Below are 23,610 nucleotides of genomic sequence, written 5' to 3' on the forward strand. Positions count from 1 at the left end.
TCCCGTGGTCAAGCCATGGGATGACAATAGTCTTAAGGAGTAATTAGTGGATATGAAGTTAGGAAAATATAAGCCGACAAAGGAAGAATATATAAAAAGCTTTAAAGATATGCTCCTACTGCGTCGTTTTGAAGAAAAATGCGGTCAGTTATACGGAATGGGAGAAATCGGTGGTTTTTGTCATTTATATATAGGGCAAGAAGCAGTAATTTCTGCAGTAGATATGGTTAAACAAAAAGGTGATAGCACTATTACTAGCTATCGTGACCATGCTCATATTATTTTAGCAGGAACTGAGCCTAAGTATGTTCTTGCCGAGCTTATGGGGCGTGCTACAGGTTGTTCGAAAGGTAAGGGTGGCTCGATGCATTTATTTAATGTACCAAACAAATTTTACGGTGGACACGGTATAGTAGGGGCTCAAGTACCGATAGGCACAGGGCTTGCGTTTGCTGAAAAATATAACGATACGCATAATATCTGTTTTACTTTTTTAGGTGATGGTGCCGTTAATCAAGGTCAGGTATATGAAGCTTTTAATATGGCTGCTTTATGGGGTTTGCCGGTAGTTTATATTATTGAAAATAACGAATATTCGATGGGGACGTCTTTAGCACGTTCTACCTTTATGCGTGATTTATATAAGAAAGGGGCATCGTTTGGAATTAAAGGATTTCAGCTAGACGGTATGGATTTTGAAGAAATGTATGACGGCTCTAAGCAAGCAGCCGAGTATGTTAGAGAAAATAGCTTTCCGCTGATATTAGAGGTAAAAACTTATCGTTATCGTGGGCATTCGATGTCCGACCCGGCAAAATATCGCAGTAAAGAAGAAGTTGAGCAATATAAAGAGCGTGATCCGTTGGTAATAATAAGAAAAACGATACTCGACAATAAATATGTAACCGAAGCGGATTTAAAAGAAATAGAACAGTCGGTAAAAGAAATTGTGAAAGAAGCAGTAGAATTCTCAGAAAATTCACCGCTACCTGATGAAGGGGAGTTGTATACCCAGGTGTACTGTTAAGGCGTCATTGCGAGGAAAAACTGTAAGTTTTGACGAAGCAATCTCAGGAATTTGTTATTATTTCATGAGATTGCCACGCAGCCTACGGCTGCTCGCAATGACGTTCACGCAGGCAAGCCTACTTGCAATAACGTTTAATTTAATCAAATAAAAAAGAAAAATGCAAATAACGGTACGTGAAGCGTTGCGTGATGCCATGCAAGAAGAGATGATAAGAGACGACAAGGTTTTCGTCATAGGCGAGGAAGTTGCAGAATATCAAGGAGCTTACAAGGTAACTCAAGGATTACTAGAGCGATTTGGTCCTAAGAGGGTAATTGATACACCGATAACGGAATATGGTTTTGCAGGGCTTGCAGTCGGAGCAGCTTTTGCAGGACTTCGCCCGATCGTGGAGTTTATGACCTTTAACTTTGCTATGCAAGCATTCGATCACATAGTTAATTCAGCTGCAAAAACGCATTACATGTCAGGCGGGCAGGTCAAATGTCCGATAGTATTTAGAGGACCAAACGGAGCAGCAAGTAGAGTAGCTGCACAACATAGCCAAAATTATACAGCTTGCTATTCCCACATTCCGGGATTAAAAGTAGTAGCTCCTTATAGTGCAGAAGATCATAAAGGACTTATGCTTACAGCTATTAGGGACGATAATCCCGTTGTTTTTTTAGAAAATGAAATTTTATATGGTCATAGTTTTGACGTGCCGGAAACAATCGAGCCTATACCCTTTGGTCAGGCAAAAATTTTAAGAGAGGGTAGTAGTGTCACTATAGTAACTTTCTCGATTCAAGTAAAACTTGCCTTAGATGCTGCAAATGTTGTGCAGAATGATAATATTGATTGTGAGGTTATTGATCTTCGCACTATTAAACCGCTTGATACTGAGACAATAATAGAATCAGTGAAAAAAACTAATCGTTTAGTTGTAGTGGAAGAAGGGTGGTTTTTTGCAGGTGTTGGTGCAAGTATAGCTTCTATTGTTATGAAAGAAGCATTTGATTATTTAGATGCTCCGATAGAGATGGTAAGCGGCAAAGATCTTCCCCTTCCTTATGCTGTTAATTTAGAAACACTAGCTCTGCCGAGTGAGAGCGATGTAATAGAAGCCGTTAAAAAGGTTTGTTATTATAGTATTTAATGTATTAGCTTAGTTTTTTCATCATTGCGAGCAACTGAAAGAAGCGTGGCAATCTCATAAAGCAAGATTCCAGAGATTGCTTTGTTAAAACTTACAGTTTTTCCTCGCAATGACGATGTCAACTTTTTTAGGCATACCTACTTTGCAACTCTTTTACGGTCGTTAGGGTCAAGTAGAGCTTTACGTAAACGAATAGATTTCGGTGTTACTTCAACTCGCTCGTCATCTTGTATATAGCTGATTGCCTGCTCTAACGTTAAAAGCATTGGCGGAGTTAGCCTTATGGCTTCGTCTTTACCTGCCGCTCTAACGTTGCTTAGTTGTTTCGCTTTTAGTGGGTTTACCTCTAAATCATTATCACGATTATGTTCGCCGATAATCATGCCTCTATATACTTTGTCACTAGGGTTTATAAACATTTTCCCCCTTTCTTCTAGATTCCATAGAGCATATGCGACCGCTGCCCCGTCACCGTTAGAGATAAGCACGCCGTTACGTCTTCTCTCGATATTTCCTTTATAATCAGCATATCCATGGAAAATACGATTCATAATCCCTGTGCCTCGTGTTTCGGTTAAAAACTGGCTGTGATAGCCGATTAACCCTCTCGACGGTCCGATAAACGTAACACGGCTTTTACCGCCGCCTGATGGCCTCATATCAGTCATTTCAGCTTTTCTCAGTGCTAAAGATTTTACGACTATTCCAACATAATTATCATCAACGTCAACTTGGATTTCTTCCATCGGTTCTTGCTTATTACCTCTCTCATCAGTTTGGAATAATACTTCGGGTCTGCTAATAGATAGCTCAAACCCTTCACGACGCATAGTTTCAATTAAGATACCAAGTTGTAACTCACCACGCCCTGCAACTTGGAAAGCATTTTTCTCAGCAGATTCAGTAACTTTTAAGGCCACGTTACTTTCAAGCTCACGCATTAACCTAGCTCCAATTAAGCTCGACGTAACTTTTGTCCCTTCGCTTCCTGCAAGCGGTGAGTCATTAACGCTAAAAGTCATGGATAAAGTCGGCGGATCGATAGGTAGAGACGGTACGGCATCGGTTACCTTAGGGGAGCAGATAGTATCGGCAACGTTGGCGTTTTCAACGCCTGATACGGCAATAATATCGCCGGCTGTAGCATCATTTATAGCGATTCGTTCTAAGCCTCTAAAGGCTAATATTTTAGTGATACGTCCAGTTTCAAGTACTTTATTCTCACGATTTAATACTTTTACGTTTTGGTTAATTTTAACAGTGCCGCTTTGTACACGACCTGTTAAAACCCTACCGAAGAAAGAATTATATTCTCTAGTAGTAACAAGCATAGAAAACGGTGCTTTGTCATCGGCTAAGGGTTTTGGTACATGCTGTACTATAAGGTCGAAAAGCGGTGCTAAATCATCTGCTAAATTATCTAAAGGATTAATTTTATCATCAAAGGTTAAAGATGCTCTACCTGCTCTACCTGATGCATAAACTATAGGGAAGTCAAGCTGATCGTTGTTTGCTTCAAGTGCCACAAATAGCTCAAATACTTCATCGATAACTTCTTTGATTCTTTGGTCATCTCTATCGATTTTATTAATAACGACAATAGGTTTTAAGCCGAGATTTAATGCTTTAGAAAGCACGAATTTTGTTTGTGGCATTGGTCCTTCCGATGCATCGACAAGTAGCACTACACCGTCAACCATGCTAAGGATGCGTTCTACTTCACCGCCAAAATCGGCGTGTCCTGGCGTATCAACTATATTGATACGGATATCGTTCCACATAAGAGCAGTGCATTTGGCAAGTATCGTGATTCCACGCTCACGCTCAAGATCGTTAGAGTCCATAGCACGCTCAGCAACTGCTTGGTTAGCTCTAAATGTTCCGCTTTGTTTAAGCATGTTATCAACAAGCGTAGTTTTTCCATGATCAACGTGGGCAATAATTGCTATATTACGAATAGATGTCATCTTTAAAAATTCTCACAAGTTTACAATAGTTTCTCGTATTATACACTAAAATACCAAAAATTGGAATATAAGTTCTTAAAAAAGAAATTGATTTAACTGCAGAATAAAAATTACTAAGAATTTTTAAACTTTAAAATAAGAGAAATTAATGAACGATAATACAGCTTTATTTATATTTGATTGTGACAATACTTTAGTTGGACATTCGCATAATTATATCGGAGAGAGGTTAGGAGGTTTAATAGCACGTTAATATACAAAATCGCTTTTTTAGCTCCTATGAAGAACGAGCGCAAGAAAAAGTTAGGCTTGAGCAAAAATTTTCTATAGAGCTGATGGAGAAATTCCTAGATAATGAAAATTTAGGTTGGAAAAATGAAGAGCAAATAGCACACCTTTTTAACGAATATTATATTATCCGGTCATAAAATAGCTATAGCATCATTTAATGATTATCCTCATGCTGTAAAATATGCATTAGAAAGGTTACTAGGAAAGGAAGATGCAGCAAAAATTTATATAAAATCAGCTTTACCTTCTAATAATTTTGAAGAAATACAAAATTGTACTAAAAAAGAATATATAAGAGAAATAATTAATAATACCGAAATAACTAATAAAAAAACGTATTTTTCATGGATGATGATATTAAACATGTCAATGCTGCAAAAGACTATGGTATTACAGTAGTTTTGATTAAGAACAAAGGAACAGAGCATATTCATGAAGCTTTTTTTTATATGAATTTAATGAACAGCATGAAATTTATGTTGAGCTAGAAGAACCGGCTACTGAACCTTTGCTTAGTGATGGAGAGAGCACCTATTTTAAGTACTGAAGCAATAAAATCTATTTCGTTTGAACCTATTTCTAGTGATTATTATTCGGATGGCGAATATACACCATGGAGAGGCGGGAATGTGCCAATGTTAGGTAAAGGTTAAGTTTTTAATTGTAGACAAATTGCTTGATGTTATTTATTCTTAGATTAATAAGGGTGTTGCTCCAGTGTCATTCCCGCGTAGGCGGAAATCCAGTAATCTTGAATGTCATCCCGCGACTTGATCGCGGGATCTCAGGATACTGCTTGTGATACAAGATCCCGTGGTCAAGTCACAGGATGACAATCCTAGCCGACACCGTTTAACCTAAAAGGATCAAGGATGATGTACCGAATATTATGTTTATACATATTCATAATAAATTTCTCAACGATTACGGAGGCACAAAATGTGCCAATTAAAGAAGATAATTTTAAAGTTAGAGTAGCTGTTGCTGATGTACAATCTATATTGGAAGGTTCGATCGCTATAAAAGATTTGCGTAATAAAATCGAAAAGCTTAATCATAAAATTCAAGAGGATATTGCTGCAAAAGAAGCAGAATTTAAACCGCTGGAAGAGAAGCTGCTAAATGAGCGTTCTCATTTAAGTGAAACCGAATTTGAGCATAAAGTAAACGAATTTAATGCAAAAGTTAGCCACGTTAGAAAAGAAATTCAGATTAAGAAAACAAAGCTTGAACAAGCCCACGCTGAGGCTATGAGTAGAGTCCATGAAACAACTATTACAATAATTAGTGAACTTGCCGAGAAATATAACCTTAATTTGGTAATTCCAAGTGCTCAAGTCTTATATGCCAAAAATAATTTGAATATAACTTCCGAAGTGACTTTTATGTTGAATGAGAGATTAAAAGAAGTAACAATAAACTATTGATAGTGTTGTATGAATTTTTGTGTGTCATTCCTGCGTAGGCGGTAATCCAGAAAAATAACTTCAATATTGATACAGAAGTTACATATTTGATAAAATAAATCTATAAAAACTAGTTTTTATAGGTTTTACTGGATTCCCGCCTACGCGGGAATGATATAAACAAGAGAGTATTTAATATGGCAGAATTTACACCGATTACAATTGCATACGGGGATGGTATAGGTCCTGAAATAATGGAGGCAGTGCTTTATATATTACGTAAAGCCGAGGCTCGTATTCGTTTAGAAACCATTGAAGTAGGTGAAAAGCTTTACAAGAAGCATTATACTTCAGGCATAAGTGAGGAAAGCTGGGAATCAATACAACGCACTGGTATTATACTTAAAGCCCCGATTACTACTCCGCAAGGTGGAGGATATAAAAGTTTAAATGTCACGATTCGTAAAACATTACAGCTTTTTGCTAATATTCGTCCTGCCGTTTCGTTTCATCCTTTTACTAGAACATTACATCCAAATTTGAACCTAACTATTATACGTGAGAATGAGGAAGATTTATACGCAGGTATAGAATACCGTCAAACGCATAATATGTATGAGTCAATGAAGTTGATAAGTCATACAGGATGTGAGAAGATTATTAGATATGCTTTTGAATATGCAGTAAAAAATAACCGTAAAAAAATCACGTGTTTAAGCAAAGATAATATTATGAAATTTTCCGATGGGGTTTTGCATAAAGTATTTAATGAGATTGCAAAAGAATACCCGCAAATTAATAACGCGCATTATATTATCGATATCGGGACGGCAAGGCTTGCTACCAAACCAGAAATATTTGACGTTATCGTAACTTCTAATTTATACGGTGATATAATATCTGACGTAGCTGCTGAAATTTCAGGCTCGGTAGGTCTTGCAGGTTCTGCAAATATTGGGCAGCATTATGCGATGTTTGAAGCGGTACATGGAAGTGCTCCCGATATTGCCGGTAAAAATATCGCAAATCCGTCAGGGCTTTTAAATGCTGCAATAATGATGCTAGTACATATAGGGCAGGGTGATATCGCTACATTAATCGAAAATGCTTGGAAAAAAACTATAGAGGATGGCGTTCATACAGCCGATATATATAACGAGCAGAGTTCTAGTAAAAAAGTCGGTACAAAAGAATTTGCCGAAGAAGTAACGAAAAGATTAGGACAGTTACCGACAAAGCTACCTAAAGCAGATTATCCCTTAATTGCTGAAAAGCAAGAAAGCAATATAGATTATAAAATTGATACTAAAGAAGTTAAGAAATTGGTCGGTACGGATATATTTGTGAATATGAATGTATCTTCCGCTCATGATATAGCAGATAAAATTAATAAACTTGATCTTGGTAATTTTGAGTTAAAAACAATCTCGTCAAAAGGATTAAAGCTGTGGCCTCGTGATACAAGGTTTGAAACTGTTTCCGATCATTGGTGTTGTCGTTTTATGAATAAAGGCGGCACAGAAATAAAGCATTTAGATATAACAAGATTGCTTGAAGCTTTAAGCACAGCAAATATCGATTTTATCAAAGTAGAGAATCTGTTTGAATTTGACGGGGTTGCAGGTTATAGCTTGGCTCAAGGTGAGTAAAAACGTCATTGCAAGTGAACTTTAGTTCGTGCGGCAATCTCAGGACTTTTGAATGAGATTGCTTCGTCAATTATTTCATAATTTCCTCGCAATGATGAAAAAAGGATAAACACAATGACACTATACTATATAGGAATTTTATTAGTAATTATTGGATTATTTGCTATATTTTCAGGGATAATCGGTTTTTTTAGATTTCCTGATTTTTATACTAAATTACATGCAGCAAGTGTTATTGAGAGTTTCGGCGTGCCTATTTGCTTAATAGGTTTTGCGTGCATTGAAGCAGATATTGTGAACTCTGTTAAATTAATTTTAGCGGCTTTATTGATTTTTATACTAAATCCGGTAGCAACTCATGCACTTGGTAAAGCATCTTTATTTATGAAAATTAGAGCTGATAGTACCGTCATTGCGAGGAAAAATTGAAAATTTTGACGAAGCAATCTCAGGATGCTTGATAAGATTGCCACGTCGAAATTACCTTTCTCCTCGCAATGACGTTAAATTTTAACAACCATATGACAGTAAAGACAGCTTTAAATTTTGATCTCGGCAATTACCTACTTAACTTAATTGCTTTGTTATTGATTTTAATCTCGATAAAAATAATTTTTGCTAAAGATTTACTAAATGCAGTGATTGCTGCTTCTGTATTTAGCTTATTAATTGGTGTATCCTATCTTATTATGGATGCTCCTGATGTTGCAATGACCGAGGCAGCACTTGGAGCTTGCTTATCAACATGCGTATATTTGAATTTGTTGCGTAAATTACCTTCGGATTTAAAGAATATTGAGAGAACTAATATTATTCCGGCAAGTTTAATATGTTTATTGTTTGTAGTAACTCTTGCTTATATGGGGCTAGAATTACCGAATTACGGTGATGATAATGCTCCTATTCATATGCATTCAAGTAAATATTATATCGAAAATACCTCTAGAGATATAGGTATACCTTCTTTTGTTGCGGTTATTCTTGCAAGTTATCGTGGATATGATACTTTAGGTGAAACTAGCGTAATTTTAATTGCAGGAATTGCCGTGCTGTTGATATTTTCAAGAAAGTCTGATGATGCCATACCGCGACTTGATCGCGGTATCTCAGGACACAGCAGGCGATACAAGATTCCGTGGTCAAGCCACGGGATGACAAATCCAATAATAAAATATATTACTAGTTTTATAATACCTTATATAATTTTATATAGTATATATATTCAGCTTAACGGTGAGTCTTCGCCGGGTGGTGGGTTTCAAGCAGGTGTTATATTTGCATCTAGCCTTATTGCTTATGATTTAGTTTACGGTAATCGAAAATTAAGCCGATCTAACGTGCTAGTTTGTATTGCGGTTTTAGGTGTAGCAATATATGCAATTGTAGGAACAATATCACTCTTTTTTAACGATAATTATTTAAATTATTATTCACTAACAAATTTTATCAATGATAGGCTACTTGCTCAGCATATTGCGATAGTTATTGTTGAAATTGGTATAGGTTTAACTGTTGCAGCTATTATGTACTTAATTTACAACGTATTTAATAATTATGAATAGTCTATTTGTACTAATTAAGCGTGAATTGATAGTGCAGAATCGTATTAATAATATAATTAAATATCTAGTTATATTTTTTTTATTTTGCATAATTAGTACTGTTTTAATTAACAGTGAAAGGGATATTAACAAATTCGGTTTAATTTTTTCGGTAATTTGTTTATTAATTTCATTAATCGGTTTTTCTTCGGTGATATTTAAATCTGATTTGGAAGACGGAAGCTTAGAGTTATTATTATCAATTGTTAGTCATGAAAAAATTATATTGGCTAAATTTTTTGCTATATTTATCAGCAGTACGATAGGGCTGGTTTTTGTTTTACCCATTATTTATGTTTTGTTTGATCAAACTTTGCTTGAGATAATATTTTTCTTTATTAGTGTATGGATGATATTAGTGTTATCAAGTAGTTTAGTAGTGTTATCCGGTAGCGTGCAATGTTATTTTAAGAAGAATGCTAACTTTGTCGGTACGTTTATCATGCCGTTATTAATTCCGAATATTATAATGACAGGTTTAATATTACAAGATAATAACTTACAATTAATTTTTATTATGATAGGAATTAATTTAGTATTTTTACCGATTTCATTCTTCTTGAGTTCCTGTTTAATTAAAAATATTTATAATATTACGTGATTTTGCTTTATTTTTACTAATGTAGTGATATAAAATAAAATGAATATTATTAATAAATTTTTTTGAGCAAAATATATGTGGAAGGCTTTACGAAGGTTAATGGCAGCAAATCCTATGGGATTTTTTCTGTGGTCTATTATCACTAAATGGTATTTAATTATAGCAGTTGCTTCCTTAATTACTTTATATTATACAGTATTGGGCTTAAAAAAAATTGGGTTTATAGATTATTTTACTGAAACTACAGTCGAGATATTAGATACAACTAAAGCAGTTGCTCAAAATTGTACTACAAAACTCGGTCCTAATTGGAATCGTTTAGTTAGTTTTTGGAATTGCTTAAGTGATCCTGGCGAATATAAGCATGAAGAAGGGACAGGAGCAAAAGTGTTAGAAGATGAAATAAATAAGCTTACGCCAAAACAAGCAGATAGTGCTGCAGACGCTGAACGTCCTATAATAAATCCTTATGAAGCACTAGAAAATCCAAATAATCTTAATAATACCCCAAGCGGTAGTAATAATAATCGTTAATTTATGTCACCTTAATATTATATGTCGGATACTGAAGAGAATAAAAACAAACAAACAACACGTCGTGATTTTATGGTTCTAACGGCTAGTAGTGTTGCAGCAGTTGGGGCAGCATGTACTCTTTGGCCTCTCGTTGATTCTTTAAACCCTTCTGCGGACGTGCTAGCTTTATCATCAGTTGAGGTTGATTTATCAAATATTGCGGTAGGTCAAACAGTTACGGTTAAATGGCAAGGTAAACCGGTTTTTATCACTAACCGTACGCCTGACAAAATAGCTGAAGCAAGAGCCGTTAAAATGTCAGAGCTAATTGATCCTGAAGCAGATGAAGCACGTGTGAAAGCAGGGCATGATAATTGGCTGGTGACGATCGGGATCTGCACGCATTTAGGTTGTGTACCGCTTGCTAATCAAGGTGAATATGATGGATGGTTTTGTCCGTGCCATGGTTCACAATATGATTCTTCAGGTAGAGTTAGAAGAGGGCCTGCTCCTTTAAATTTAGCTGTGCCGCCTTACACTTTTATTAGCGACACAAAAATTAGAATAGGGTAATTATTTATGAATGAAGATATTACCCCTAAAAAGCCTAATGCTATTATAGAATGGATAGATTATCGTCTTCCTATTTTTGCGTTCCTAAAGCATTTTAGTCATTATCAAACTCCGAAAAATCTTAGCTATTTGTGGAATTTAGGCTCTATTGCTGGTATTGCGTTAGTGATTCAGATAATCACCGGCGTCATACTTGCTATGCACTATACTCCGCATGTTGATCATGCTTTCGATAGTGTTGAGCGAATCATGCGTAACGTGAATTACGGTTGGTTACTGCGTTATACTCATGCGGTAGGTGCATCGATGTTTTTTGCCGCCGTATACTTACACATAGCAAGAGGTTTGTATTACGGCTCTTATAAAGCACCTAGAGAACTGCTTTGGCATATCGGTATCATCATTTTTCTAACCATGATGGCTACTGCTTTCATGGGTTATGTGCTTCCTTGGGGGCAGATGAGCTACTGGGGAGCAACGGTTATTACTAATTTATTTTCCGCTATTCCGTTAATAGGGGAATTCATAGTTACGTGGTTATGGGGTGGTTTTTCTGTTGATAACCCGACATTAAATAGGTTCTTCTCACTGCATTATTTATTGCCGTTTATTATTGTTGCTTTAGTGATGCTGCATTTAGTGGCCTTGCATCAGCATGGTTCAAATAACCCAAAAGGTATAGATGTTAAAAGCCCTAAAGATACTATTCCGTTCCACCCTTATTATACCGTAAAGGATTTTGTCGGTTTCGGAGTTTATTTCATAATATTTGCCTATTTTATTTTTTATGAACCTAATTATTTAGGACATCCCGATAATTACATTCCGGCAAATCCGTTAGTTACGCCTGCCCACATTGTCCCTGAATGGTATTTTCTGCCGTTTTATGCAATACTTAGAGCTGTGCCGTCTAAGCTTGGTGGGGTGCTATTAATGTTCGGAAGTATATTTGTGTTATTCTTACTACCTTGGCTTGATACTTCAAAAGTTAGAAGTAGCAATTATAGACCGATACACCGCATGGCTTTTTGGCTATTTATGGCAGATTGTTTATTGCTTGGTTATTTAGGCGGGCAGCCGGCAGAAGAGCTGTATATTACCATTAGCCGTTTTGCTGCTTGTTATTACTTTTTTCATGTCTTAGTAGCTCTGCCGCTGATAGGTAAATATGAAAAACCGCTGCCATTGCCGGAGGAGTTGTAAGAGTTAAGTCATTGCGAAGCAATCTCAGGAGTTTGTTATTATTTCATGAGATTGCCGTGCAGCCTATGGCTGCTCGCAATGACGTTTTTTGTATTATACAAATTTATGAAGTAACCAATAGTATATTATAGTAACTAACAAGAAAAATGGCTATACTGAAAAATGGCTATACTGGTGTTACTTTTAATTTAATAAAAAGAATATATCAACACAAAAATGATACAATTAAGGGGTTTAGTAAAAATTGCAAAATTTTAGTATTTTATGAGATTCATCAACTATGAATTCAGCAATAAATAGAGAAAAACAAATTAAAGCCGGTTTAAGAGACAAAAAAATTAAATTAATGGAACAAACAAATATAAATTGGGATAATTTGTATAATGAAATTATTCTGTAATAAAAACATCATTGTAAGTAAAGACAAAATCTCAACACGACAATCTTATAAAATAATATATAAGCTCCTGAGATTGCTTCGTCAACATTTTCAATTTTTCCTTGCAATGACGACTCAAAAAAATTTATGAAAACTAAACTACTTATCTCTATCATCATACTACTAACGTCGTGCTTAAGTTTAGCCAACGAAGAAGTATTACGTCCAAAAAAGATGAAATGGTCGTTTGGCGGCGTATTTGGTACAGTTAATCGTGAAGCAGCACAAAGAGGTTTTCAGGTCTATAAAGAAGTTTGTAGTGTCTGCCACGGTTTAAACAATTTATATTACCGTAATCTTAAAGATATCGGCTTTTCGGATGACGAGATAAAAGAGATTGCCAGAGGCTATACGATACAAGACGGACCTAATGATGACGGTGAGATGTTTGACCGCCCCGCTCTTCCCTCTGATCGTTTTGTACCTCCTTACCCTAATGAGCAAGCAGCAAGAGCAACTAATAACGGTGCCCATCCTCCTGATTTATCGTTGATAATAAAAGCACGTCATGACGGAGCTAATTATATATATTCGCTACTTACCGGCTATACTGAACCGCCGGCAGATTTTAAGCTGATGCAGGGAACTCATTATAATCCCTATTTCCCTGGCGAGCAAGTAGCAATGCCGCCGCCGCTTACAGACGGGCAGGTAACCTATATGGACGGTACTAACGCAAGTGTAGAGCAGATGTCGCAAGACATTGTGGTATTTCTACAATGGGCAGCTGAGCCGGAAATGGAACATCGTAAATCTATGGGTCTTAAAGTTATGATGTTTTTAGCAGTATTTACTATCTTTTTCTATATTGCAAAAAACCGTATTTGGTCTAATTTAAAGTAATTGTTGAGTGGATCAGTTTTCCTATTATTGGCGTTGTTGCATGGATCATTAAACATGTTCGATGTCATTTCTGCGAAAGCAGGGATCCAGTAAAAAATGATAAAAACACAGCAAACTATATAAAAATTTAGTATATAATTAGATTAAAAAACTGGCTTCCTGCTTTCGCAGGAACGACATAAATAATCAGTCCATGCTGCCCCTTTTTGCCTCTTTCTTAGTATAATGACTTAATTTTTGCTATACTTATCCTAAAATTTATATAGATAGATATTTATGATTACTTTACTTGCGGCGATAACAGGATTTATTAGTTCAATAATTCCTGAAATTTTGAAAATATATAAAGATATTAACGACAAAAAACACGAGATAAATATTTTAGACCGTCAAATTGCTAATAACAAAAACTTAATCAGTCTAAAACTTCTAAAACTTTTACAGAGCTTACCATATCACAAGAAATGGCAGAGCAATATTCTCTTTACTCCACTTATAAATCAGGTGTTAGTTGGGTTGATGCTTTAAATGGCTCGGTAAGACCCGTGCTTGCCTATAGCTTTTTTGCAATGTATGTAGGAGTTAAATATGTTCAATATAAATCGTTAAAAAGTTCTGCTCTGCTAGTTGAATATCTAGATATATTATGGAGCATAGAAGATCAAACTATTTTTGCGGAGATTATTAGTTTTTATTTTGGGCAGCGTACTTTCAGTAAATTATGGAAATGTAAGACTTGAATTTTAAATAGATAATTTTATATATTTAAATATATAACTAACAAAATTAATGGTGGTTTTATGTTAAAGAGCGTAAGATTATATATTCCGTCTATAGCAGCTATGATTTTATCTAGTAATATTGCAATAGCTAATAAGAATTATGATTCCGGTAATGCAACGCCACTGCGTCAGGTAGCAGATTTAATAGATAATCAAATTACAAATATTGATAATTTATTTAAAAATAGATTGCCGCTTTATGAATCTAATAGCATAAAAAGCAATTTTATTACTAAAGATAAGCAGTATATTATTGTTATGGAAGTACCTGGCTTTGATAAAAGTCAAATTAAGGTTAAAGTAAACGGTAATAAATTATTTATTACAGGGAATATAGAAGAAAAAAATAAAGCTGATGATTCAGATAATTATATGAATAAAAATTTTAATTATGTAATATCATTATATGAAGATGTAGATCAGGCAAATATCTCTTCAAGCCTTAAGAATGGAATACTTACTATTATTCTACCTCGTATTGAGATTAAAGAACAAGAAGCAAGAGAGATAGTCATTGATTAATTAAGCATTGCTAAAAATATTAGCATTTAATTTTTCTGCAACAAAACCTTTCTCTATATAGTTAGGTAATTTTATTAGCTCCTGCTTTAGTTCATTATCTACTCCTATGATTTCAAATTTTCGATCGACTAAGAAAATTATAGGTTTAGTGTTATGAATAAAGAAGAAGTCAAAATTCGGTTTGTTATCAAAATATCGATTAACACGAGGAAAATGATAAGCATGAGTAACAATAGCAATTTCGGCGTTACTTAAGTCAATATTACTGTTCTCATGCTCTTTATATAGAGTGTTAATTGTCCGCGCCGGTATTGGTTTGGTATTCCGGCAGCGTAAAAATATAAAAATTTTCTTTTGGATAATCGGTAATAATATTTTTATCAAGCGCTTCTTGTAGTAATTTATTATCATACGCTCCGCCGTTAAACAAAATCATCGGTCCGTATTTTTGCAATTCTTCATATGTTAGGCTAGATATTTGCTTATCAAGTTTTTTAGCTGCGACTTCTCTTGCAATCTCTATCTATGCCAAGCCTCATCCTATTATATCCGTCCTTTTTATCTGCAGCCTCTATATTTTGAGTATCGGAATTGATAGGTATTTTGGTATAAGAATGTCTTGTGGATTTTTTCATTAGCAGGATCAAACTCTAGATTATTTACGGTTATTATCTGCTCAAAATATTTATCTTGAGTAAATTTTTGATAACTCTGAAATCCTAGAACCGAGGCTATAGCTATAATAAATATAGAAATAGCAGTAGTAAAGTTTTTCTAGTTTTTCATGTTGCGATAAAAATAATAAGGTTGAAATATGAAAAGGTCATACCAAAGCTTGACCATGATATCAAGAAAAATAACTTTTAGTAATTTATTTGCTTTTTAGCTTTGCTAGATCTTGAGGGGTAGGCAGGAATTTTTCAAGCTTTTTAGGTAATGTTGCTGTAAGCTTAAATTGTGATACTCCTATTGGTTTTTGGATGCCTTCTATAGCGTATTCTACAGTAATACCTTGTTTTTCTTCGCACAAAATTAACCCAATTGTAGGATTGTCCGAATTATCTTTAATTGTGCGCTCCATTAAATTAAGATAAAAATTTAGTTTACCGGCATATTCCGGCTTAAACTTGCCGGTTTTTAATTCAATAACAACATACATAGCATTTGAGTTTTATGTGATAAAAAACTAAATCCAAATAATAATCTTCTCCCTCAAGTTCTATATGATACTGATTGCCAACAAATGCAAAACCTTGTCCTAACTCTAATAAAAAGTTTTTAATATTATCTATCAATTTATTTTCTAAATCTTGTTCTATTATTTTACCTTGAATATCTAAAAATTCTAAGTTATACGGTTCTTTTATAATCGACCTGGCTAAATCAGACTGTAGCTCAGGTAGAGTATTGGAAAAGTTATTTATACCTTTCGCTGACCTTTCATGTAAATTACTTTTAATTTGCAAAGATAATACATTTCTTGACCAACCATTTTCGATGGTTTGTTGTGCATACCAAATTCTTTGATTTATATTTTTTAGTTTTGAAAAAATAATAATATTATGACTCTATGGGATTTCTCCAACCGCCTGTTGGAGAATTTGGTCATTATTATATTCTGCAAAAAACTGATGCATATAAGAAAGGTTTTGATATGATAATCCTTTTATTTCAGGAAATTCTTTGCGCAAATCATTAGAAATATTTTGCATCACTTTTGATCCCCATTTTTCTTTATTCTGACGTTCTAAAATTAATTTTCCTATATTCCAATAAAGAACTATCAATTCTTTATTTACTGCTAAATGGGCTCTAATAAGAGCTTTGCTAATTTCGTGTTTTAAATTTTTAATTAAATCAGTATATGATTCATTACTTAAAGTATTGCTCATTGATTTTCACTACTTCTTACCACCCGCATTCATAGCAAGGTTTGCGGAAACAAATTCTTCAAGGTCACCGTCAAGCACTCCTTTAGTATCGGAAGTTTCATAATCGGTACGTAAATCTTTTACCATTTGATAAGGTTGCAAAACATATGATCTAATTTGATGTCCCCAGCTATTATCGGTTTTAGTAGCATTCTGCTCGTTAACGCTATCGGTACGTTTTTGCATTTCAAGCTCATAGAGTTTGGCTTGAAGCATTTTCATAGCTTGAGCTTTATTTTTATGCTGCGATCTATCGCTTTGGCATTGTGTTACCGTACCGGTCGGTATATGAGTGATACGTACAGCTGAATCGGTAGTATTAACGTGCTGCCCGCCGGCTCCCGATGCTCTAAAAGTATCGATTCTTAAATCTTTATCCTCAATAGTAATTGCTATATTATCATCAATTTCGGGATATACCCAGCTACTTGCAAAGCTAGTCATTCTTTTACCGGCTGCATTAAACGGAGAAATACGCACTAATCTGTGAACGCCAGCTTCGGTCTTAAACCAGCCGTAAGCACGCTTTCCTATTATCCTAATCGTGCATGATTTAATGCCTGCCTCTTCGCCGTTAATCATATTGATTATTTCGGTTTTAAAGCCGAGTCTTTCGGCAAAACGCAAATACATACGCATCATAATAGACGCCCAGTCATGGCTTTCAGTTCCCCCGGCTCCAGCATTAATCTCTAAAAAGCAATTATTACCGTCTGCTTCACCTGAAAACAAACATTCCGTTTCAAATTTGGCAGCAATTATGCTTAAATTTTTTAAGTCCTGTTCAATTTGTGAAAGTGTTTCTAAATCGTTTTCAGCTTCAGCCATTTCTTCAAGTTCTAAAGCATCTTTTAAATTGGATTTGAGTTTATTAAAAGCGTTTAGTTTTTCTTCCAGATTACTTTTTTCTCGCAGTAATTTTTGAGCATTAGCCTGATCATTCCATAAACTAGGATCGGCTGTTAACTCTTCTAACGCGTTCAGTCTTTCAGTTGATGCTTCAACGTCAAAGTGACCTCCAAAGTAGTTCTAAAGACTGCTCAATTTTTTTTACATAATTTTCTATTTCAGCTCGCATTATTTTTTCCTGTTATAAATTTCGATTTTGTTATATATTATCGTGGTTTAGTGTCATCCCGCGACTTGATCGCGGGCTAACAGACAATAAACAAATGCAAATTATATCACAATAATTATGAATCATCAAAAATATATAAGGAACTTCTCAATAATCGCCCATATTGATCACGGTAAATCTACGTTAGCCGATAGGTTAATTGAACATTGTGGCGGCTTGCAGGCTAGGGAAATGAGTCAGCAAGTGCTAGATTCGATGGATATTGAAAAAGAGAGAGGTATAACTATTAAGGCACAAACCGTGCGGCTTGTATATAAAGCTAAAGACGGTAACACCTACTATTTGAATCTAATGGACACTCCCGGGCATGTCGATTTTGCTTATGAAGTTAGTAGGTCACTTGCTGCTTGTGAAGGCTCGTTATTGGTAGTTGATAGTACGCAAGGAGTAGAAGCACAAACGCTTGCCAATGTTTACCAAGCAATCGAGAACGATCATGAGATTGTACTGGTGCTTAACAAGCTTGACCTACCGGCGTCAGAACCTGAACAGGTTAAGCAGCAAATAGAGGATATAATCGGAATCGATGCAAGTGAGGCTGTGCTAATCTCTGTTAAAAGCGGTATAGGGATTGATTTAGTTTTAGAGGCTATAGTAAATAAATTACCTCCGCCAAAAGAAAGTAGTTCTGATATTTTGAAAGCTTTGCTTGTTGATAGTTGGTATGACCCATATCTTGGCGTGGTTATTTTAGTACGTGTTATTGATGGCTACTTACGTAAGAATATGCGTATTAAAATGATGGCTACTAACTCAGTTTATACCGTTGAGAATGTTGGCTATTTTACTCCGAAAAAACATATTTCGGATGTTCTGCATGCAGGCGAAATCGGCTTCTTTACTGCGGCTATAAAGCAAGTAGCGGATTGTAAAGTTGGGGATACTATCACTGATGAAAAAAAGCCTTGTGAGCAAGCTCTACCGGGTTTTAAACCAAACTTACCTGTAGTGTTTTGTGGTCTTTATCCAACGGATAGCTCGGAATTTGAGCATCTAAAGGATTCACTAGCTAAATTACGCCTTAATGATGCTAGTTTTGAGTATGAAATGGAAAGCTCTTCGGCACTCGGAGTAGGCTTTAGATGCGGCTTTTTGGGGCTGTTACATTTAGAGATAATCCAAGAACGTTTAAGTAGGGAATTCGATTTAGATTTAATCACTACCGCTCCAAGTGTGGTGTATAAAATTCATATGCGGGACGGTGAGAACTTAGAGATACATAACCCAGCAGATTTGCCTGATTTACAAAAAATCGAATCAATGGAAGAGCCTTGGATTAAGGCAACTATAATGGTACCTAATGAGTTTTTAGGTGCGGTACTATCGCTTTGTACGGAAAAGAGAGGGATGCAGCTTGATCATAGCTATATAGCAAATAGGGCTAAAATAATTTATAAATTACCGCTAAATGAGATAGTTTACGATTTCTATGATCGTTTAAAAAGCTGTTCTAAAGGTTATGCAAGTTTTGAATGGCAAATGGATGTTTATGAACCTTCCGAACTTGTTAAGCTTGGGATTTTGGTTAACGCAGAGGCGGTTGATGCACTATCCACAATCGTACACCGCTCACGTGCCGAGCAAAGGGGGAGGGCATTATGCGTAAGGTTAAAGGATTTAATACCGAGACAGCAGATTGATATAGCAATTCAAGCAAGTATAGGTAGTCGTATTATCGCTCGTGAGACTATTAAAGCCCTACGTAAAGATGTTTTATCTAAATGTTACGGCGGTGATATAAGTCGTAAACGTAAATTACTTGAGAAACAAAAAGCAGGTAAAAAGAGAATGAGACAGTACGGTAATATCGAAATTCCGCAATCTGCGTTTATTGCAGCTTTAAAAATAGGTGATGAATAAAACTTTTTTATTTTATATAAAGAAAACGCTAGACGTTATAATAAAGATTTGTTATAAGGAAGTATCTGAATCTTCCAGATGCTTCTAATGTTCCTCGGTAGCTTAGTGGTAGAGCAAACGGCTGTTAACCGTTCGGTCGCTGGTTCGAGTCCGGCCCGGGGAGCCATTTCTCGATTTTTGACAACTTTACGAATGCATCAAACGGTGAATGCAGCATAAAGTCAAGCTTTTTGCCTGTTAATTTAATTGAAAACACAGTTTTTATTAGGTGTCTTTTCCCCTCAGCATTCGACAAAACAAAATATTGATGTGCATTGACAACTAAATTTAGTACATCTATCATTTTTTCCGTAAAACAATCATCACCTTTATTATGCTCTGTTATCTCTACATTACTTTATCACGACGTGTTGTTAATTTATATTTATCTTCTTCGTATTCTTCATTTGTAAATATACCTTCTAAAAGTTTACTTCTAAGCTTATCAAGGCTATTTTTTACACTGATAAGCTCTTTATTTAATTCTGTTATTCTTGTGTTATAATAATCTTTTTCATATTTTGCCGATTCTTTAACACTTTTAATTATTTTGTTCAATAAATCAGGCTCAATATACATTGATGCAAAAACTTTTTCTATTTGTTCTATAATTCTTTAGTAACAATAAGCTTGTAAATATGAGAGTAGTATTTGTTGCCTTTTTTATAATGTATTACTCCGTGATAAAAAGTATTATTTAATATTTTATGTCGGGCAATGGGGCGTATTAGATGTGTTAGTTAACCCTTATGCACTTGATACAAGCGACAGTATAAGAATAAGATTTATGCAGGATATCGATATTGCCATAAGACATCCTGAATCTTTTGCCGTTGCTGGGAAATGATAAACTAGCTTTTCTTGCTACTTCCATAGTACGAATACGATTTTAATATGAGGCCATTCATTACGCTGGGCTAATTTTAAATCATATCTTGCTTGTAAATTACATAACTGGGCTGAAGTGTGAAAATATTTACCTAATCTCAGTGCCATATCAACCGTAAGAGTTCGTTTGCCATGCACTAGCAACGCCAAGTAAGAAATCATCGCCTACTCAACTATCAAAACCGACAGTACTGCCGGTTGAGTTAGATTTATAACCGCTTAGATTATTTTGTGCCTTTTGAGTACTATTGCCGACAAAAGGACTAGCCCACGTACCGAAATCTACTTCTGTTTCATCACCGGCAGAAATAGAGAATATTTTTAAAGCCATAGATACGGAGAGATAAGAGAGCTATTTAATAAAAATTATCAAGTTCAAGAAGAAAAAATTGATAATATAGTTAAGTCACTGAATGAAGAAAATAAGTTTGCGATACTTCGCAGAAATCTAACTAATAAAAGTACCTCAGAAATAAAAAATATAGTTGAGAAAATAAACAGAATGCAAGTTGATATAGGTAAAGTATTGTTACTCGGTAGTGCAGGAATAGGTAAAACCACGTTAATGCATTATCTATCTTATAAATGGGAAAAAGACAAACTGTGGAACAACAAATTTGATTATGTATTTAGAATCAGGTTAAAGGAATTGTTAAGCAATTGGACAGTACGTTATGGTACTAATATAGATGACGATATACTAAGTTGTTTTGTCCATTATTGTTTAGATTCTAAAGATATAAAACTTGAAGATATAAAAAGTATACAAGATAAAGATAGGATATTATTACTACTGGATGGTTATGATGAGGTAGCGTTTTTGTCACAGAGTAATCGTGATTACCGAGATATTATGGATTCGGTATTTCAGTATAAAAATATCGTAATGAGTTCTAGGCCTAATGCGGTTATAGAAGAAATGAGCAACAGATTTGAGCAGAAAGTAGACAATACAGGCTGGGATAGTGAGGGAATAGAGCAATATGTACATAAAAATTTTGAGTATGATAAAGAGCTAGGAGTGCAATTAAAAAGCTTTTTGGATACTCATAGCCAAATAAAAAAGAAATATGTGAAGTTCCTATCAATACTGCATTAATATGTTTGGTTTGGAGTGATCAAGATATAAGGGATCAGTTGCACAAAAACAGCGATGAAGATTTTAATATTTATATAGTGAAATAATAAACTGGCTTAATAATAGGCATCTAGAAAAAAACCAAAATAAATATAAAAATAAAACTGAAGCTAATGATATAGATGAAGTTATAGAACAAGGGCTATTAAGAAGAGAAGGGCAAAATTTTCAATTTATTCATTTAACATTTCAAGAATATCTAGCTGCATGTTATTTAAAAAATCAGTTAACAGATAATAATACAAAACACAAAGCAGCGAGCTTTATAGGTGCGCATAGAAACGAACCGAAATATCTAATGACTCTGAAGTTTCTAGCAGGGATGGTAAGTAATGAAAATAATCAAGAGTTAATAGAAATATTTTGGGAAGCTGTAACATGTAATGTTGATGGAATATTAGAGCTAGGAATTGAAAGAAAGATTATACTCTTAGTGCATTTATTAGCTCAAAGCAAAATTAAGGGACAATTTAATAGTAGAATACCGTATTTAAAACAAATACAAGAGTTGATAGATGAGATCGTACTACAAGATATTACAGATTGGGAACAACATATAATAGATAGCGGATATTTATCGGCAGAGATTGCTAAGCTAATAAATGAGAAATTACGAAACAAAGAAACTATATTTCAAGCATTTAAAATAGCTATAGAAATAATTAATAAATAAAAATACTTCGGGTAATAAAACAAAAATTTATGAAAGATTAATCGGTTTATTAAAAGTTGATGATACGCAATTAAAGAAGCTAGTATTACAAAAATTGGCACATATATTAGATGAGACGATAGATAAGACAGTATTACAGGAAAGCTTTAAAAAAATAATACCATTATTAAATAAAAAGGTATTAAATGAATATGTAAATATAATATTGATTGAAATAATTAATATTATGCCTAATTTAGATATAAAAATATTAAATCAGGTAAAAAAAATTATACAACAAATACTGAGTTACTAAAAGCTTAGTTAAAATAGTAAATACAACACCTAATATAGCACCCAAGGCATTTAATGCACTGCAAGAATTATTTAATGATCCTATAGAAAATTTCAAGTTCTAGGCAGTTTCAGTTTTAGTTGAAATAGTAAAAGCAAAGCCTAGTTTAGTAAAAGAAGCATTGAACATATTGAAAACACTAATCCGTAATGCTAATTATGTCAAATTTGATACTGTGCAATGTTTAAAATCAGAATAACTATTGGGTAACTCTAATAATGAAATTTTATATCAAGCTACTCGAAGCTTAACTGAAATGCTAAGTGTAATGCATGAACAAGAAGCTTTAAATACACTGCAATATCTACTAAATGATTCTAATATTTATATTAAGGCTACGGTTGTTTTAAGTTTAGAGTTAATATATATTGTCAAGTTTAACATTAGCAATATTTAGTATATTGAAAGAAGTATTAAACGATTCCGGCAACGAAGTCAAAATTGTAGTTATTTGGAGCTTAACTGAAACAGTACGTATAAATCCTAGTTTAGCCCAAGAGACATTAAAAATATTGAATACACTACTTAATAATCCTAGTAATTATATTGAATTCACAATCGCCAAAATCCTAGGTTGGATAATACAAATAAACCCCAATATATCACATGACGCATCTAAAATACTGAAAAATCTATTTAGTAATTCTGACAAATCTGAGTCTGCTTTAAGTTTAGTTGAATTAGGAAAGGTAAAACCGGTAGAAGAAGCATTTAAAGTGTTCAAAGATATACTCAGTGACCCTTATGTTGACAGATATGCCTGAGTATGAAGCTACTTGGAATTTAATTGAAATATTAAAAGTAATGTTAGTTAATAAAGGAGGTCATAAACAATTTCATGAATTATTAAAAATAATTTACTTAACTAAAATTGAAGCATTCCAATTTGATGAAGATTTACACACAAAGGCAAACACCACTCTACACACAATAACCGATTACATCACTCAAGAATGAAAAAAGTAAAAATCCTGAAGTAATAGAATGGTTTATTGTGAGTTTTAACTAATTACCGAATATAAGCGAAACGCAAATCTGTTTAAAAGAA

Annotated in this window: 27 protein-coding genes, 1 tRNA gene and 4 pseudogenes; 24 read left to right on the forward strand and 8 right to left on the reverse strand. The window is 34.3% G+C overall.

Going from position 1 to position 23,610, the window contains the following annotated elements:
• Positions 1 to 46 precede the first annotated feature (46 nt).
• Both pdhA and RAT170B_RS01225 read left to right on the forward strand, forming a co-directional pair.
• A complete protein-coding gene (gene pdhA / locus RAT170B_RS01220) occupies positions 47 to 1,027 on the forward strand; it encodes a pyruvate dehydrogenase (acetyl-transferring) E1 component subunit alpha (protein WP_045805385.1) in 981 nt (326 codons plus the stop codon).
• Between the two features lie 160 nt (positions 1,028 to 1,187).
• The gene (locus tag RAT170B_RS01225; RefSeq protein WP_014014051.1) at positions 1,188 to 2,168 is read left to right on the forward strand and encodes a pyruvate dehydrogenase complex E1 component subunit beta; all 981 of its coding nucleotides are present in this window, start codon (positions 1,188 to 1,190) and stop codon (positions 2,166 to 2,168) included.
• Positions 2,169 to 2,305: 137 nt separating this feature from the next.
• Here the strand turns inward: RAT170B_RS01225 and typA are convergent, their stop codons facing one another.
• Positions 2,306 to 4,135, reverse strand: coding sequence for a translational GTPase TypA (typA, locus tag RAT170B_RS01230; protein ID WP_045805386.1), 1,830 nt, complete (start codon positions 4,133 to 4,135; stop codon positions 2,306 to 2,308).
• Positions 4,136 to 4,283: 148 nt separating this feature from the next.
• On the opposite strand from typA, the pseudogene RAT170B_RS01235 reads away from it, so the two are divergent.
• The 14 genes and pseudogenes from RAT170B_RS01235 to RAT170B_RS01300 all read left to right on the forward strand — a co-directional run bounded on the left by RAT170B_RS01235 (position 4,284) and on the right by RAT170B_RS01300 (position 14,561).
• A pseudogene (locus RAT170B_RS01235) lies at positions 4,284 to 4,563 on the forward strand (hypothetical protein).
• Between the two features lie 378 nt (positions 4,564 to 4,941).
• Positions 4,942 to 5,079 (forward strand): hypothetical protein, encoded by a 138-nt coding sequence (locus RAT170B_RS10215; protein WP_173019423.1) that lies wholly within the window; start codon positions 4,942 to 4,944, stop codon positions 5,077 to 5,079.
• 219 nt (positions 5,080 to 5,298) lie between these two features.
• Complete coding sequence (locus RAT170B_RS01245; protein WP_045805387.1) at positions 5,299 to 5,853, forward strand: OmpH family outer membrane protein; 555 nt, start codon at positions 5,299 to 5,301, stop codon at positions 5,851 to 5,853.
• A 176-nt stretch (positions 5,854 to 6,029) separates the two neighbouring features.
• Entirely contained in the window at positions 6,030 to 7,481 is a 1,452-nt protein-coding gene (locus tag RAT170B_RS01250) for an NADP-dependent isocitrate dehydrogenase (protein WP_045805388.1), read from the forward strand.
• A 114-nt stretch (positions 7,482 to 7,595) separates the two neighbouring features.
• Positions 7,596 to 7,910: a Na+/H+ antiporter subunit G gene (locus RAT170B_RS01255; RefSeq protein WP_045805389.1), complete on the forward strand. Its 315-nt coding sequence runs from the start codon at positions 7,596 to 7,598 to the stop codon at positions 7,908 to 7,910.
• Between the two features lie 68 nt (positions 7,911 to 7,978).
• A complete protein-coding gene (locus RAT170B_RS01260; RefSeq protein ID WP_045805390.1) occupies positions 7,979 to 9,043 on the forward strand; it encodes a DUF4040 domain-containing protein in 1,065 nt (354 codons plus the stop codon).
• The gene (locus RAT170B_RS01265; protein WP_014014059.1) at positions 9,036 to 9,683 is read left to right on the forward strand and encodes a heme exporter protein CcmB; all 648 of its coding nucleotides are present in this window, start codon (positions 9,036 to 9,038) and stop codon (positions 9,681 to 9,683) included. The genes RAT170B_RS01260 and RAT170B_RS01265 overlap by 8 nt, the downstream gene beginning before the upstream one ends.
• Positions 9,684 to 9,758: 75 nt before the next feature.
• Complete coding sequence (locus tag RAT170B_RS01270; RefSeq protein ID WP_045805391.1) at positions 9,759 to 10,217, forward strand: DUF2670 domain-containing protein; 459 nt, start codon at positions 9,759 to 9,761, stop codon at positions 10,215 to 10,217.
• Between the two features lie 21 nt (positions 10,218 to 10,238).
• Positions 10,239 to 10,772: a ubiquinol-cytochrome c reductase iron-sulfur subunit gene (petA, locus tag RAT170B_RS01275; RefSeq protein WP_045805392.1), complete on the forward strand. Its 534-nt coding sequence runs from the start codon at positions 10,239 to 10,241 to the stop codon at positions 10,770 to 10,772.
• A 6-nt stretch (positions 10,773 to 10,778) separates the two neighbouring features.
• Positions 10,779 to 11,975 (forward strand): cytochrome b, encoded by a 1,197-nt coding sequence (locus RAT170B_RS01280; protein WP_045805393.1) that lies wholly within the window; start codon positions 10,779 to 10,781, stop codon positions 11,973 to 11,975.
• A gap of 280 nt (positions 11,976 to 12,255) precedes the next feature.
• Positions 12,256 to 12,375, forward strand: a complete 120-nt coding sequence (locus RAT170B_RS11030) for a nuclease (RefSeq protein WP_014014063.1) — start codon at positions 12,256 to 12,258, stop codon at positions 12,373 to 12,375.
• Between the two features lie 126 nt (positions 12,376 to 12,501).
• Entirely contained in the window at positions 12,502 to 13,257 is a 756-nt protein-coding gene (locus RAT170B_RS01290) for a cytochrome c1 (protein ID WP_045805394.1), read from the forward strand.
• Positions 13,258 to 13,721: 464 nt separating this feature from the next.
• The gene (locus tag RAT170B_RS10220) at positions 13,722 to 13,997 is read left to right on the forward strand and encodes a hypothetical protein (RefSeq protein ID WP_045805395.1); all 276 of its coding nucleotides are present in this window, start codon (positions 13,722 to 13,724) and stop codon (positions 13,995 to 13,997) included.
• Positions 13,998 to 14,057: 60 nt separating this feature from the next.
• Positions 14,058 to 14,561, forward strand: coding sequence for an Hsp20/alpha crystallin family protein (locus tag RAT170B_RS01300; protein ID WP_012736569.1), 504 nt, complete (start codon positions 14,058 to 14,060; stop codon positions 14,559 to 14,561).
• Between the two features lie 251 nt (positions 14,562 to 14,812).
• On the opposite strand, the pseudogene RAT170B_RS11035 reads toward RAT170B_RS01300, so the two are convergent.
• From RAT170B_RS11035 to prfB, 4 genes and pseudogenes are all read right to left on the reverse strand, one after another.
• Positions 14,813 to 14,997, reverse strand: a pseudogene (locus RAT170B_RS11035) (hypothetical protein).
• A 435-nt stretch (positions 14,998 to 15,432) separates the two neighbouring features.
• A pseudogene (locus RAT170B_RS01310) lies at positions 15,433 to 15,757 on the reverse strand (PDDEXK nuclease domain-containing protein).
• Between the two features lie 15 nt (positions 15,758 to 15,772).
• Positions 15,773 to 16,453: pseudogene (locus RAT170B_RS11995) on the reverse strand (PDDEXK nuclease domain-containing protein); the annotation flags it as partial.
• A 9-nt stretch (positions 16,454 to 16,462) separates the two neighbouring features.
• Positions 16,463 to 17,570, reverse strand: a protein-coding gene (gene prfB / locus RAT170B_RS01325) for a peptide chain release factor 2 (protein WP_146620321.1) whose coding sequence is annotated in 2 segments (ribosomal slippage) — positions 16,463 to 17,500 and positions 17,502 to 17,570 — 1,107 coding nt in all. Because the reading frame shifts where the segments join, the coding sequence is not laid out codon by codon here.
• A 117-nt stretch (positions 17,571 to 17,687) separates the two neighbouring features.
• Between prfB and lepA the strand changes: the two genes are divergently transcribed.
• Together lepA and RAT170B_RS01335 are read left to right on the forward strand one after the other, a co-directional pair.
• A complete protein-coding gene (gene lepA / locus RAT170B_RS01330; RefSeq protein ID WP_045805398.1) occupies positions 17,688 to 19,490 on the forward strand; it encodes a translation elongation factor 4 in 1,803 nt (600 codons plus the stop codon).
• Between the two features lie 91 nt (positions 19,491 to 19,581).
• A tRNA-Asn gene (locus tag RAT170B_RS01335) sits at positions 19,582 to 19,656 on the forward strand.
• 221 nt (positions 19,657 to 19,877) lie between these two features.
• Here RAT170B_RS01335 and RAT170B_RS01340 read toward each other — a convergent pair.
• The 3 genes from RAT170B_RS01340 to RAT170B_RS09535 all read right to left on the reverse strand — a co-directional run bounded on the left by RAT170B_RS01340 (position 19,878) and on the right by RAT170B_RS09535 (position 20,748).
• Positions 19,878 to 20,108, reverse strand: a complete 231-nt coding sequence (locus RAT170B_RS01340; protein WP_045805399.1) for a hypothetical protein — start codon at positions 20,106 to 20,108, stop codon at positions 19,878 to 19,880.
• Between the two features lie 285 nt (positions 20,109 to 20,393).
• Positions 20,394 to 20,525, reverse strand: a complete 132-nt coding sequence (locus RAT170B_RS01345; RefSeq protein ID WP_225981189.1) for a transcriptional regulator — start codon at positions 20,523 to 20,525, stop codon at positions 20,394 to 20,396.
• 61 nt (positions 20,526 to 20,586) lie between these two features.
• On the reverse strand, positions 20,587 to 20,748 hold the full coding sequence (locus RAT170B_RS09535; protein WP_024704481.1) for an autotransporter outer membrane beta-barrel domain-containing protein: 162 nt from the start codon (positions 20,746 to 20,748) through the stop codon (positions 20,587 to 20,589).
• 171 nt (positions 20,749 to 20,919) lie between these two features.
• Between RAT170B_RS09535 and RAT170B_RS01355 the strand changes: the two genes are divergently transcribed.
• The 6 genes from RAT170B_RS01355 (at position 20,920) to RAT170B_RS01380 (ending at position 23,519) form a co-directional block, all read left to right on the forward strand.
• A complete protein-coding gene (locus tag RAT170B_RS01355; RefSeq protein ID WP_261368624.1) occupies positions 20,920 to 21,516 on the forward strand; it encodes an NACHT domain-containing protein in 597 nt (198 codons plus the stop codon).
• 337 nt (positions 21,517 to 21,853) lie between these two features.
• Entirely contained in the window at positions 21,854 to 22,228 is a 375-nt protein-coding gene (locus RAT170B_RS01360) for a hypothetical protein (protein WP_045805511.1), read from the forward strand.
• 94 nt (positions 22,229 to 22,322) lie between these two features.
• On the forward strand, positions 22,323 to 22,523 hold the full coding sequence (locus tag RAT170B_RS11040; RefSeq protein ID WP_014014073.1) for a hypothetical protein: 201 nt from the start codon (positions 22,323 to 22,325) through the stop codon (positions 22,521 to 22,523).
• A 241-nt stretch (positions 22,524 to 22,764) separates the two neighbouring features.
• A complete protein-coding gene (locus RAT170B_RS01370; protein WP_045805401.1) occupies positions 22,765 to 22,959 on the forward strand; it encodes a hypothetical protein in 195 nt (64 codons plus the stop codon).
• The gene (locus RAT170B_RS01375; protein ID WP_014014075.1) at positions 22,931 to 23,326 is read left to right on the forward strand and encodes a hypothetical protein; all 396 of its coding nucleotides are present in this window, start codon (positions 22,931 to 22,933) and stop codon (positions 23,324 to 23,326) included. Before RAT170B_RS01370 ends, RAT170B_RS01375 begins: the two co-directional genes overlap by 29 nt.
• Complete coding sequence (locus tag RAT170B_RS01380; protein WP_014014076.1) at positions 23,319 to 23,519, forward strand: hypothetical protein; 201 nt, start codon at positions 23,319 to 23,321, stop codon at positions 23,517 to 23,519. Before RAT170B_RS01375 ends, RAT170B_RS01380 begins: the two co-directional genes overlap by 8 nt.
• The last annotated feature ends 91 nt before the right edge of the window (positions 23,520 to 23,610 follow it).

The organism is Rickettsia argasii T170-B (assembly GCF_000965185.1).
GTDB lineage: Bacteria > Pseudomonadota > Alphaproteobacteria > Rickettsiales > Rickettsiaceae > Rickettsia > Rickettsia rickettsii.